Source organism: Citrobacter sp. Cpo012 (assembly GCF_030333015.1).
GTDB lineage: Bacteria > Pseudomonadota > Gammaproteobacteria > Enterobacterales > Enterobacteriaceae > Citrobacter > Citrobacter portucalensis.
Window position 1 is genome coordinate 55,162 of the sequence record NZ_JAOWGR010000032.1, and the last position, 13,526, is coordinate 68,687.

At 49.3% G+C, this 13,526-nt stretch carries 10 protein-coding genes; 5 read left to right on the forward strand and 5 right to left on the reverse strand.

Annotation, left to right across the window (positions count from 1 at the left end):
* Positions 1–48 precede the first annotated feature (48 nt).
* From OGX90_RS04130 to melR, 4 genes are all read right to left on the reverse strand, one after another.
* Complete coding sequence (locus tag OGX90_RS04130; RefSeq protein WP_003826059.1) at positions 49–684, reverse strand: carbonic anhydrase; 636 nt, start codon at positions 682–684, stop codon at positions 49–51.
* A 154-nt stretch (positions 685–838) separates the two neighbouring features.
* Positions 839–2,011 carry a MalY/PatB family protein gene (locus OGX90_RS04135; RefSeq protein ID WP_286623207.1) on the reverse strand — a complete coding sequence of 391 codons (1,173 nt, stop codon included), beginning with the start codon at positions 2,009–2,011 and terminating at the stop codon, positions 839–841.
* A 123-nt stretch (positions 2,012–2,134) separates the two neighbouring features.
* Complete coding sequence (gene nhaC / locus OGX90_RS04140; protein WP_286623210.1) at positions 2,135–3,595, reverse strand: Na+/H+ antiporter NhaC; 1,461 nt, start codon at positions 3,593–3,595, stop codon at positions 2,135–2,137.
* Between the two features lie 193 nt (positions 3,596–3,788).
* Entirely contained in the window at positions 3,789–4,727 is a 939-nt protein-coding gene (melR, locus tag OGX90_RS04145; protein WP_003826064.1) for a transcriptional regulator MelR, read from the reverse strand.
* A gap of 309 nt (positions 4,728–5,036) precedes the next feature.
* On the opposite strand from melR, the gene OGX90_RS04150 reads away from it, so the two are divergent.
* Together OGX90_RS04150 and OGX90_RS04155 are read left to right on the forward strand one after the other, a co-directional pair.
* The gene (locus tag OGX90_RS04150; RefSeq protein ID WP_048215725.1) at positions 5,037–5,537 is read left to right on the forward strand and encodes an anti-virulence regulator CigR family protein; all 501 of its coding nucleotides are present in this window, start codon (positions 5,037–5,039) and stop codon (positions 5,535–5,537) included.
* A 220-nt stretch (positions 5,538–5,757) separates the two neighbouring features.
* The gene (locus OGX90_RS04155) at positions 5,758–7,170 is read left to right on the forward strand and encodes a tetratricopeptide repeat protein (protein WP_267452733.1); all 1,413 of its coding nucleotides are present in this window, start codon (positions 5,758–5,760) and stop codon (positions 7,168–7,170) included.
* Positions 7,171–7,226: 56 nt separating this feature from the next.
* Here the strand turns inward: OGX90_RS04155 and OGX90_RS04160 are convergent, their stop codons facing one another.
* Positions 7,227–8,975: a sigma-54 interaction domain-containing protein gene (locus tag OGX90_RS04160; protein WP_286623213.1), complete on the reverse strand. Its 1,749-nt coding sequence runs from the start codon at positions 8,973–8,975 to the stop codon at positions 7,227–7,229.
* Positions 8,976–9,356: 381 nt separating this feature from the next.
* On the opposite strand from OGX90_RS04160, the gene dpaL reads away from it, so the two are divergent.
* The 3 genes from dpaL to OGX90_RS04175 all read left to right on the forward strand — a co-directional run bounded on the left by dpaL (position 9,357) and on the right by OGX90_RS04175 (position 13,448).
* Positions 9,357–10,571, forward strand: a complete 1,215-nt coding sequence (gene dpaL, locus OGX90_RS04165) for a diaminopropionate ammonia-lyase (RefSeq protein ID WP_020996285.1) — start codon at positions 9,357–9,359, stop codon at positions 10,569–10,571.
* Between the two features lie 32 nt (positions 10,572–10,603).
* Positions 10,604–11,788: a YgeY family selenium metabolism-linked hydrolase gene (locus OGX90_RS04170; protein WP_267440089.1), complete on the forward strand. Its 1,185-nt coding sequence runs from the start codon at positions 10,604–10,606 to the stop codon at positions 11,786–11,788.
* Between the two features lie 67 nt (positions 11,789–11,855).
* The gene (locus OGX90_RS04175; protein WP_008785573.1) at positions 11,856–13,448 is read left to right on the forward strand and encodes an N-acyl-D-amino-acid deacylase family protein; all 1,593 of its coding nucleotides are present in this window, start codon (positions 11,856–11,858) and stop codon (positions 13,446–13,448) included.
* Positions 13,449–13,526 lie beyond the last annotated feature (78 nt).

A 13,526-nucleotide genomic window follows, 5' to 3' on the forward strand; every position in this document is an offset into this window, starting at 1 on the left:
GAAATAGGGAGAGGAGATGTCCAGAGCATCCTTGCTCCAGTGGGGGAATTACTCGAAATGCACCTGCGGGTTATCTGCAAGGGAAACGTAGGTTTTGCTGTTTTTATCCAGGGTACGGATTTCACCGCTTTCGATGTCATACACCCAACCGTGCAGACGAAGCGCATTATTGCGCAGCCCAACCGCGACACAAGGATGCGTTTTAATGTTGTTAAGCTGTGCGATAACGTTCTCTTCCACCATGGCGTTAACTTTATCGATTGGGTTATCCCAGGTTTTTTTATCGACCACGGCTTTCGCGGCATCGGCATAGTGCAGCCAGTGAGCGACAGCGGGCATCGGATCCAGGGGCTGGCTATCGGCAATGGCTTTCATCGCGCCACAATTGGAGTGACCGCAGATGACGATATCCGTTACGCCAAGTGCGACAACCGCGTATTCGATGGTTGCGGATACACCACCTGGTTCCGGACCAAATGACGGTACGATATTACCGGCGTTGCGGATAACGAAAAGCTGTCCTGGATCTTGCTGAGTAACGAGTTCTGGAACCAGGCGGCTATCGGAACAGGAGATGAAAAGTGCCTTAGGATTCTGGCTGGATGCCAGGCTGCGGAAGAGTTCCTTGCGTTGAGGGAAAATCTCTTTTTGGAAGTTGAGGAAGCCCTCGATGATATGTTGCATAGCAGTGTCTCTTGTCTCTGTTTAAGCAGGTTATGATGAAGATCACACTTTCCAGTTTAACACCAGCCGACAGAAGGGAAAGACTTTATAGCAGTTCAGCAACATCTTTGGATAATTTTGCCCCACCGTGGCAGGGCAAATCGTGTGATGTACGCTATGCGTTCTGCCATTTCTGGTATGCCGCTTTTAGCCTGTTCATCGCGTCTACCAGTACCGGGCGTGGGCAGCCAACGTTGAGTCTCATATGCCCCTCTCCACCGGGACCGTATTGCGCCCCAGGTGACAGGCCAAGCCTGGCGTCATGCACAAAAAAAGCGCTTAGCTGCTCATCGCTGAGATCCATTTTTTCCGCATTCAGAAATAACAGATACGACGCGCCGCCATACACTATTGAGATCAAAGGACAGTGCTTTTCAATTTCACTTTTCACAAACGCTACATTGTCGGCCAGATAGGCCAATAATTTCTGGTGCCAGTCGGCGCAATGGGTAAAAGCGCTATAAATGGCCGCCTGCTGTAATGAATGCGTCTCTGCAAGGTAGCAGTTATCCAGAAAGTGGTAGAACTGATGGCGTAATTCATCATTCTTAATAATGGCGATTCCGCCCTGGATCGCCGCCGTATTGAAGGTCTTGCTGATGGAAGTAAGCACGATTGACCGACTATCTGGTGCTTCATCAACAGTAAAAAACGGCAAATGGCGCTTTCCTGGCAGGGTTAAATCACTATGCACTTCATCAGACAGAATGATGACGCCTGCCTGCTGGCAATAGTGGCTTATTTTTTCCAACGTTTCCCGCGACCACACCATTCCACCTGGATTATGCGGTGAAGGGAACAAAAACATTTTGCACCGCTTGAGTTTCTCGCTGAAATCATGCCAGTCAAATTCATAGTGCCCGTTTTTCTCAATGAGGCGCGTCTGAATCAAATTCCTACCGCTGGTGTTTACCAGATTAGGATAGGGATCATAGATTGGCGTACAGGTTAAAATATTATCGCCTGGACGGGTAAGCGCCATTAAAGAGAGTACGATAGTTTTTATAACACCGGGAATAAAATGTAACCAGTGTGCCTTGATATCGGCATCATACTGTTGTGCATACCAATGAATAACAGATTCTTTCCATTGTGGATAATCCAGGTTATAGCCTTGCACAGGCTGTGACACCACCGAACGCAGCGTGCTCATGATTGGCTCTGGTGTCGCAAAATCCATATCTGCAATCCACAGCGGTAATACATCGGTGGTACCGTACATCTGTTGTAATTGCCCGTATTTGCGACAATTAACATCCCTTGTGACAATATCATCAAACAAAGACATTGTTGACTCCTGGAAAGTCTCTGAAAATAGTGTAAGCAACGCAAAAGCGAAGAATGTTTATGTATATCTAATGGATATATTTAATTTACCCTGGTGATATCTAATATTTAGCTATTTAGTCGTTTATAATTTTTGCTCAACCATATTCTCAGTGGCTTCATTGGGCTCATATTTAGCAATGCCAATACCGGTTGCCGCCCACAGTAGGGCAAAGATGACGCCGCTGTAACAGAGGATTGCCCAGGGCAAGTAATCAAGCGTGGCAACGCCCAGCATAGTGGCGCAATAAACGCCTGAGGCAGACCAGGGGATAATCGGTTCGACAACGGTTCCGGCATCTTCAGTGGTTCGCGAGAGGTTTTTTGCCGCAAGACCTCGTTTTTTGTACTCCTCTTTAAAGGCATCACCGCACAGCAGCAACGGTAAGGTCCCATTTGCCGTGCAGGCACAGATGGTAAATGTCGTCACAATCGTGGTAGCCACCAGGCGGAATGTGGATTTAACGCCTTTTGTCAGCGCGTTTATCACGGTGTGCAGAGAGCCTGTCGCACTCATTGCCCCGGCAAAGCTGAAGGCGCTGAAAACGGTAACGAAGCTGCTAAACATTGAAATAGCGCCGCCTCGCTCCAGTAAGCGGGAAACATCGGAAGACAGTGTCGGCAGATTATCTCCGGTAAGCATTGCGAGCTTAAAGCCACTGACCACGGATTCGCCGACAGAGGATGCCGTAAATTGCTGAAAGACTAACGCCAAAATCATTGAGACTATCGTAGATAAAAAGAGCATCGGAATGGGCGGTCTTTTTGACAGTGAGCCATATAAAACGATGATCGGCGGGAGTAGCAGCAGAATATTAAAGTGATAAATCTGACCAATAGAATTCATCAAGTTGGTAATGTTTTCTGGCGCGCTGGACGAGGCATCAATGCCCATGCCCATATAGCTGTAAACGACGCAGCAGATAATAAAACCCGGGCCGGTAGTCCACAGCAGGTGGCCGATATGCGAGTACAGGTTTACCCCGGCAGCCAGTGCAGCCATGTTGGTTGAATCAGAAACCGGTGAGAGCTTATCACCAAACCAGCAGCCTGAAACAATAGCACCAGCGGCAATGGGCAGCGAGACATTCAGACCAATCGCTACGCCAATCATGGCAATACCAACGGTCCCGATAGAACCCCAGGAGGTACCGGTGCATACTGAGATTAGTGCCCCCAGCATAAATGCCGAAATATAGAAATACTGCGGGTTAATCCACTTCAAACCATAATAAATCATCATTGGAATAGTGCCTGACACCATCCATGCGCCAATTAAGAAACCGATACTGGCGACAATTAATATGACCGGCAGCGCTTCAGATATTTTATTGCAAATAGATTGTAGAATGTCATCCCACGTGTAGCCGTGAGCGATGGCGATAAACGAGGCGGTTGCCGTTCCCATCAGGATCATGGGTTCAGCACGAATATTGAAGATAAAATATCCGATGCTAATCCCGCCCAGCATGACTACCATGGGTAAAACTGACCAAAAGAAAGACAATGGCTTTCTGTTATTGGCGGTGCAGTTATTTAATTCCATAATTCCATCCCAATCGTTAATGGTTGAACACGTCAAATAAATACCTGCTACAGGTCACTCATGTCTGAGCAACATAGTTGCCAGAGCTCATGGCTGAACCCTATTTTATTAACTGCTGCAGATTATCTTTTTTGACCTGCTATTCTGGTGCTTATATTTTAGTAGTAAGGTAAGAGAACGTTTGTTGAATAAATTACCCCTCGGCATAAGGTGAATGATGTCGGCGTTGTTGACTCAATTTGCGATACTGCTGTGGCGGCATGCCGACGTATTTATGGAACGAGCTGTAGAATCGACTGCTGGAGCGAAATCCTGCAATTGTAGCGATATCCAGAATTGTTTTATCCGTATCGCTGAGTAAAGCCCGCACATGGTTAATGCGCATCGCGGTAATATACTGTTTCATCGTCAGTTGCATCACCCGGTGAAAAATACCCATCGCATAATTGGGATTGAGCTTTACGTGTTCGGCAATAGCATCGACAGTAAGCTGTTTGTCGCAGTTGGCGGCAATAAACTCCAGCATCTGGCTTACGTAAAACTGTGAATGCCGTGAAATACTGTTTTTCTGGGTGCGCGACGTTTTGTTACCCAGTACCGGCCGCCAGCCAGCGAGGCTAAAGCGCTTGAGCATTAGCGCGATTTCATCAATGGCTAACTGGCGAATTTGTTCGTTATCGCTATTGAGTTCATTCTGCCAACGCTGTACTTCAAACGCGCTCAGTTGCTGTGAAGCCAACGAAGTAATCACCATCCCGTGGGTCACGTGATTAATCAGCTCCCTGTCCAGCGGCCAGGACAAAAACAGATGCATCGGTAAGTTGAAGATGGCCATCTGTTTACAGTGCCCGGCATCCGTGAGTTGATGGGGAGTACAGGCCCAGAATAAGGTGATAAAACCCTGTTTGCTCTTCACCACTTCGTCATTAAAGAGATACTCCACATCACCATCAAATGGCACGTTCACCTCAACCTGGCCATGCCAGTGGCTGTAGGTCATAGCCAGCGGCGCCCGCAGTTCGACATCCATACGCTGATATTCGGAATAGAGCGCCAGCGGACTTCGCGACTTTTTCTCATAGCTGCGACACATATGAGGGTCGAGCGGCAGCTGCGGGGTACTTTTTGCCATTATGGTTGGGTTCCTGGATAGTGATTCCGGCCATGGGGTAACGCCAAAGCATGAACATAGCTTAACCGAAAAAAAACGTCGTTTTCTCTCCATTTTCGCGAAGTTATTCCCAAAAACTCAGATCCTGTGCCTGTCGCTTGCCGATCTGAGATAGCGGGAATGGCGAGCTGTAATCTCAAAAACGCTCAATCTGGGGAGTCCATGGCAAAGCAACATCGTTTATTTGCCCATAAATCGGAGTTGAAGCGATAGCCAGTATTCAGCGAATACCGTACATTTTTATTTGTATCCACAGCTTAAGGAATCATCATGTCCAGGCTTCGAACTTTGGCCGCGGCGGTAGTTGCCGTTGCTGCGATGACGATGTGTGCCACTCCTGTGTTGGCTAACCCCGGTAATGGCAACGGAAATGGTAACAGTGGCAATCATGGTAATAGCGGGAACAAGGGGAATAGTGGTCATAGCCAGAAAGGACACGCGGACCAAAAAAATAACGCACAATCAGAACAGCGTAAAAATTATGGTAAGCCGGACCATGTTGATAGTGACATCAGCTATAACGTGGCCAGGCAGTATGCCGTCAGATACGGTCTAACGGGCTATAAGTCACTGCCTCCAGGTATTGCCAAAAATCTGGCGCGAGGAAAACCGCTTCCTCCGGGGATCGCCAGGAAGAGCGTTCCGCCATCAATGTTGAATCAACTTCCGTATTACCCGGGCTATGAATGGCAGGTTATTGGCGATAATCTGGTGCTGATTGCACTGAGCACGGCGATTGTCACCGCTGTTATTAATGGTGTGTTTGATTAAGTTTCAACGCCATGTCCAGACGAAAGGCCATGTTATTAACATGGCCTTTTTGTTGTGCATTATTCACTAAGGATCACCTGCATAGTCAAAGAATTATATTTTGCACATTTCCCAGTTAATATCTGATAGTTCCGACACGGATCACAATCGCAATTAAATAAGTTGGCTTGCCGTTGGAGCATCTCCATTATGTGCCTTTTCTTAACAAGGATTACGTTTTATGAACATTCGGCCTCTCCTCGCCTTCACTTTCATCGGAATATTGTGGGGTGCGGGATCTTCACAGGGACAAGCAAAAGAGTGGAATAAAGAACCTGTGGCTGTTTTACAGCAGGGTGCTGAGGCGGGAGATGCGCAGGCGCAGTTTGTGCTTGCAACCGTGTACTTAAAAGGTAAAGAGGTAGAGCAGAATTTCAGTAAAGGCAGCGAGTGGCTGACCAAATCGGCTGAGCAGGGTAATGCGAGTGCTCAGCATCTGCTTGCACTGATGTACTATGAGGGCAAAGGCGGCCTGAAAGATGACAAGAAAGCGGCCGAATGGTTTAGCAAAGCGGCGGCTCAGGGGAATGTCGATGCCCAATACTATCTCGGTGTACTGTATTTCGAAGGTAAGGGCGTGCAGCAGAATGACAAGAAAGCTGTTGAATTGCTGACCCGTGCGGCTGAGCAGGGCAATCTCGATGCGCGTTATCTGCTCGCCTTAGTCTACTTTGATGGTGAGGGCGCGCGCTGGTATGACGGTAAGGTCATTGAGTGGTTTGACAACGAAGTCGGAAAAGGCAATAAGCAGGCCGTCGAGTGGTTAAGCATTGCTGCCGAGCGCGGAAACTATCATGCCATTGAGTGGCTCCATCGTGCGGTTGAGAAGGGCAATCCTGACGCAAAGCGTTTCCTTGAAAGTAAGGCGTCGCTATTAGAGGGCTACAACACCGTTAAGTCATTGAGTAAAGCGGCTGAACGAGGGGATGCCAAAGCGCAGGGATTACTGGGCAGAAAGTACTTTGAAGGTGATGGTGTCGGTCTGGATACTGACAAAGCTTTCGCGCTGTTTAAACAGTCCGCCAGCAAAGGGGACGCGCTGGGCCAGAGCATGCTCGGCGCGATGTATTACCTTGGCGAGGGGGTTGGCGTGGCTCAGGACCACAAAAAAGCGTTTGAGCTGTTTAATCAGGCAGCTCTTCAAGGGGATATGCTGGCCCAGGGCATGCTTGGCATGATGTACGCAAAAGGAGAGGGAACGGCCCAGGACAATAAAAAAGCGGTGGAGTGGCTGGAGAAAGCCGCGGCCCAGGGAGATGCAGGCTCGCAGAAAGATCTTGGCTTGATGTATTTAGAAGGTAATGGCGTTGCCCAGGATGATAAAAAAGCCGCTGAGTGGTTTGAACAGGCCGCAAGAAAAGGAAATGCGGAAGCTCAGGGGATGCTGGGAACCATGTACCTTGAAGGCAAAGGGGTAACTCAGGATTATGCTCAGGCGTATATCTGGAGTGCGGTGGCCTTTGCTAATGGGAATTCTGATGCACAAAATGGACTGGATATCGCGCAGAAGAACCTGAATCCGACAGCCCTGAAAGAAGCTGACGACAAGGCCAGACGCTATTTCGAGCAGCATCGAAATCAATCGGCCCTGTAACGCACTCGGTTGCACAGTATGGTTTTACGTGAGCCTCTTCGTTAAGAGGGGGAGGCTCACAAACCGTACAGTTTTATTTTTCTATAGAGCGTGGCAATGCTGATCCCCAGTTCTGTCGCGGCTTGTTTTTTCCCCTCAACGCTTGAGCCGAATCGCTGGATGACGTTTTCGATAGCTTCCCTTTCCGCCTGTTTTCCTTTGCTGGCAAGCTGACGGGGTTGCGCGGTCATCGTCGTTTTTCTACCGTCAGCGGCGGTGAGCAGGTAAGGGGGAAGATGGCTGGCGTTGATCCCGGCGGCTTCTCCGCGCATCACAAAAATGTATTCGATCACGTTGCGTAATTCACGAATGTTGCCCGGCCAGTGCCAGGCATAAAGGCGGTTAATAACGTCATCAGGCAGTTTTTGCGGTGGTCGCTGGTAACTGACCGAGAACTCATCGGCAAAATACTGTGCGAGGACCGCGATATCAGCCCGGCGTTCACGCAGGGAAGGAAGTACCAGAGGGACCACGTTCAGGCGATAGAAAAGATCTTCGCGAAACTGATTATTCTCCACCATCGCATTAATGTTTTTGTTGGTCGCGGCAATAATGCGCACATCAATATTGATGGTGTTATTAGAGCCAACGCGGGTGATCGCCTTTTCCTGCAAGACCCTGAGCAGCTTGGCCTGCAGGTGCAACGGCATATCGCCAATTTCATCCAGAAACAGGCTGCCGCCGTTGGCCAGTTCAAATTTTCCCATTCGTCCTTTGGGATCGGCCCCGCTGAATGCGCCACGAACATAACCAAACAGTTCGCTTTCCAGCAGTTGTTCGGGGATAGCCGCGCAGTTGATTGTCACGAAAGGCGCGGCTTTACGTGGACTGCTTTGGTGAATGGCAAAAGCCACGACCTCTTTCCCCGAGCCACTTTCCCCGGTGATGAGCACGCTGGCGTAACTGTTGGCGATTTTACCGATGGTGCTTTTGAGTTGCTCCATTGAGGGAGAGTGACCAATCAGTCGCACCTGCATGTCAGACTCATAAGGGGATGGAGTAAGGTTACTCAGGTAGTCGTGTGCATCACGAAAGATAACCATGGTTAAGCGATCGTTATCCTGCGAGGAGAGCGAAATTTGTTTGCACAGTACATGATGTTTCTGACCTTCAAGCGTCAGCCACGCTTCTTCATCGCCATACAGGCTATCCCCGGTTGTTTCAATGGTCAGTGGTAATCCCTGAACCTCACGGTTGAGGATGCGGTCGGCTGAATGATTGGCATGCCAGATAAGACCCTTGCCATCAATTGCCACCACGCCGCGGTCCATAGCATCGATCAGACGCCGAAATGCGCCAAGCGTTTCCTGCGCGCGTAAACGCTCCAGGCATTCAAAGACCTTACTGGAGATCATTACGGCGATTTGCTCAATAAAGGTGACAAATTTATCAATCTGGCTCAGTAACGTGTCACGCTGTGCCTGGGTTGAGCAAATAATCCCGATCACGCCAATCACGCGATTATTGAGAAAAATTGGTGCGTTCAAATCCAGCATTTCAGAACAGTAGTGGTGTTTTTCACATAACTGACACAGCGGATGCTCGCCGGGATTTTTGATCAGTACCGTTTCTCGCACCTGCAAAACGTGACGATAGATGTAGCCATTTTTGGCCACGTTCTCATTGAGCATATGCCGATATTTCCCGGTACCCGCGATGCGCATTAAAGATTCATCAATGATTTCAACGTCCGTGCCCGTTATGCCAGAAATAGCGTCGGCATAATTGCATATATCATCCTGAATATTGCTGAGTACTGAAATCATGGTACTTCTCCGGCAGTGTGTCGCATTTCTCAAGGAAAATGATAAATAGGCGAAGCAATGCAAAAATGATTTGCGAAAAATCAATCTATCACGCTGTTTTTGGATGTTTTTCTTATTTTATCTTCAGCGATCACACTATTTATCAATAATGAGAATTTATCAAAATGAGGCGATAAACTGACGCAGTGATGTTTTTTGGTGTCAATTTTTATTTCTATTTAATTTATTGAAATTAAAGCCTTTATTAAAATATTCATAAGAATTTACTCGGTTAATAAAAAGCTGGTAAGCATTTTGCTCTATTGCCAATACCGATAACGGAAATATCTCTGTATTGCACCGATTACAGGGAATGAAATACCAGGACAATGAGGTTTTATGATGCAGGAAAACTTATCATTTTTTATTAACCAGACACCGTTTACCGAACATCCGAACGCGCCGTTGGCACCGTTTAGCCGCCAGGAACTGGTAAAAGCGTTGAATTTTCATCGGTCTATTCCGGGTTACGCGCCGACGCCGCTGTATACGCTACCGGCGCTTTCACAAAAACTGGGCGTAAAAAATATCTACCTCAAAGATGAATCTCAGCGTTTTGGCCTGAAAGCCTTTAAAGCGCTGGGTGGCTCCTATGCGATGGCGTGCCATATCGCTGAATTAGTTGGTAAGGATATCAGCGAACTGCCGTTTGACGTGATGACCAGCGAAGAGGTACGCCACGATCTGCAAACCGTCACGTTTGCCACCACTACTGATGGCAACCACGGTCGCGGCGTGGCATGGATGGCGCGCCAACTGAAGCAAAACGCCGTGGTGTATATGCCGAAGGGCTCTTCGCAGCAACGTCTGACCTCTATCCGTAACGAAGGCGCTACCGCTGAGATCGTCGATATGAACTATGACGATGCGGTTCGTATGACCGCAGAACAGGCCGAAAAGTATGGCTGGATTGTGGTGCAGGATACCGCGTGGGAAGGATACGAAAAGATCCCGCAGTGGATTATGCAGGGCTACGGCACGCTAATGCTGGAGGCGATAGATCAGCTGCATCAGGTTGCGCCGACGCACATTTTTGTGCAGGCAGGCGTCGGCTCGTTTGCCGGAATGGTTCAGGGAATGGTGACGGCAGCCTGGGGGGAGAATCGCCCGAAAGTGATCGTCGCCGAAGCGTTAATTGCCGATTGCCTCTACCGCTCAGCCCGTTCGAAAGAGGGAGATGCCATTGCGGTGGGCGGTGATTTACAAACCGTGATGGCCGGTCTCGCCTGCGGTGAAGCGAACAGTATCGGCTGGAAATTGCTGCGCGATTATGCCAACGCATTTGCCTCCTGTCCTGATGAAGTTGCAGCGTTGGGCATGCGCATGTTGGGCAACCCGCTGGCAGGTGATCCACAGATTATTTCGGGTGAGTCAGGTGCGGTTACTACCGGTCTGCTGGCGCTGCTGATGACCTCGCCTGAACTGGCGCAAACGCGTGAGCAACTGGGGTTGGATGCGCACTCTCGTGTGCTGTTAGTCAGCACCGAAGGGGATACCGACCCGCAACAATATCTGGATATTGTCTGGGGCGGTCAGTACCCGGGCATCAACAAATAATTCCCTGATTGAGAGATATAACGGAGAAACCCATGTTATCTGCAAACCGCATTGAAGAAGTCATTAAAAACTGTCAGGCGCTGATCCAACAAAAAAGTTATTCCGGTCAGGAAGGGGAAGTGGTTAATGCCATAAAAACAATGATGCAGCATTACCAATTCGATGACATCCACGTTGATAAGTACGGCAACATTGTTGGCGGCATTGTCGGCAACCAGCCGGGGAAAACGCTGGTTCTCGATGGACATATCGATACCGTGCCGGTGAATGAAGAGAAGTGGTCCCGCAACCCATACGGCGGCGATATTGAAGATGGCAAAATTTATGGTCGCGGCACAACAGACATGAAAGGCGCCGTGGCGGCGATGATCTCCGCCGTGGGCTTTTTCGGTCAGGACAATCAGCGAAATTTTGCCGGGAAAATCTACGTTGCGTGCATCGTGCATGAAGAGTGTTTTGAAGGTATTGCTGCCCGCCTGGTCAGCGAGCGCTATAAGCCAGACTACGTGATCATCGGTGAAGCTTCCGAGTTAAACCTGAAAATTGGTCAGCGTGGCCGTGCTGAGATTGTGGTCGAAACCTTTGGTAAGCCCGCGCACTCCGCTAACCCACAGGCGGGGATTAACGCGGTGTACAAAATGGCGCAATTGATCGACAAAATTCGCACGATCACGCCGCCGACGCATCCGGTTCTGGGGCCTGGCATTCTGGAACTGACCGACATTAAATCTTCGCCGTACCCGGGAGCCTCGGTGGTACCGGATTACTGTCGCGCAACCTACGATCGCCGTTTGCTGGTGGGTGAAACCAAAGAAAGCGTGATTGCTCCGCTGGAAAATGCGCTTGCCGAACTTATTGCTCAGGATCCGCAGTTTAAGGCCCGAGTGTCCTACGCGGTGGGTCAGGAGTCTTGCTATACCGGCGCCGCGATTGAGGGAGAGCGTTTCTTCCCAGGCTGGGTGTACGACGAGTCCGACGAATTCGTGCAGGCAGCGTTGGCGGGCGTTCGCGAGGCTGGCTTTAATCCAACCATTACGCAGTACTCATTTTGTACCAACGGTAGCCACTATGCGGGCGAAGCGGGAATCAAAACCATCGGCTTCGGTCCTTCACGAGAAAACCTGGCACACACCATTGATGAGTATATCGAGATCGATCAGTTAACCGGCTCAGCCAGCGGCTATTACAGCATCATCCAGACACTCTATCGCCAATAAAAATAAAGATAACCACCTCTTACCTTACAGGCGGTGTCGCTCAGCAGCACCGCCATGGAGAATAACGATGAAAACCATTTTCAAAAACGGAAATGTAATCGATGGGACAGGCAGTGAAGGCAGAATTGCCGATGTGATGGTTGATGAAGGACGTATTGTCGAAATCGGTCAAATTGAAGTTGGCATCAATGAACAGGTAATTGATGCAACAGGAAAAATTATATGCCCTGGCTTTATCGATACCCATACGCACTCTGACCTGTCGGCCATTATTAACCCCGCGCTGTCGGCAAAAATTCGTCAGGGTATCACCACCGAACTGTTGGGCCAGGATGGCGTCGCCTTAGCACCGCTACCTGAAGAATATATTCCAGCCTGGCGTAAAAATATCGCAGGACTGGACGGTGACACCGACAAAATTGACTGGAAGTATAAAAATACAGACGGTTATCTCAATCTGCTGGCATCGCGTCATCCGGCGACAAACCTCGCGTATTTAGTTCCTCATGGCAACGTGCGCATGGAAGCGATGGGTCTGGATGGGCGTCCTTCAACCCGTGAAGACGTGGCGAAGATGTGTGAAGTCCTTGAGCGGGAGCTAAAGGCCGGGGCATTTGGACTTTCCACAGGACTTATCTATATGCCTTGCGCCTTTGGTGATACTGCCGAAATGATTGAACTATGTAAGGTCACGGCGAAATATGACGGGATCTTTGTGGTGCATCAGCGCAGTGAAGCTGACGATATTATCAACTCAACCCAGGAACTGATTGATATCGCCAAAGCCACTGGCGTCTGGCTACATATTTCGCATATGAAGGTTTGCGGCAAGAAAAACTGGGGGTTGATCGACCAGATGCTGGGCATGCTGGAACAGGCGCAGGAAGAGGGAATTCGTATCTCTTTCGACCAGTATCCGTATGTGGCGGGCAGTACGATGCTTGGCGTGATCCTGCCGCCCTGGGTTCACTCCGGTGGTACGGACAAATTACTTGAGCGTCTCGCCTCGCCCGAACTGCGCGCCAAAATGATTGATGATATTCAGCAGGGTATTCCTGGCTGGGATAACTTTATCGATTTTGCCGGTTTGGACCAGATTTTTGTCACCAGCGTAAAAACGGCAAAAAATCAGGATGCTGTCGGTTTGAACCTCGTCCAGTTGGGCGAGCTGCGCGGAAAAGATCCGTACAACGCCACCTTCGATCTGCTCTTTGAAGAGGAAAACGCCGTGGGGATGGTCGACTTCTACGGTACCGAAGAGCACGTGATTAAGTTTCTCTGTCGACCTGAGCAAAACGTCTGTACTGACGGCTTAATGGGGGCTGGCAAACCGCACCCGCGCGTGTTTGGCGCATTCCCTCGCGTACTCGGTAAATATGTCCGTGAAGAGGGATGTCTGAGCTGGGAAGCGGCAATCCGCAAGATGACGGGAAAACCTGCTGAAGTATTGGGTTTGCAGGATCGCGGACTGCTGAAGGTGGGTTATGCAGCGGATATTGTGATGTTCGATCCGAACACAATTACGGATAAAGGCACTTTTGTGGAACCCAATCAGTACCCGGAAGGGATTGAAATTGTCATGGTTAATGGGCGCATTGCCTTAATCAATGGCACGGAAAGTTATGCCTGTAGCGGTACGGTTATTAGAAAACAATATTAATAAATAACGCTAAACACGCATGGATCTATCGCGACTATTTATGGCCGCGGTAGATCACTACACCCTAAGGACATCATA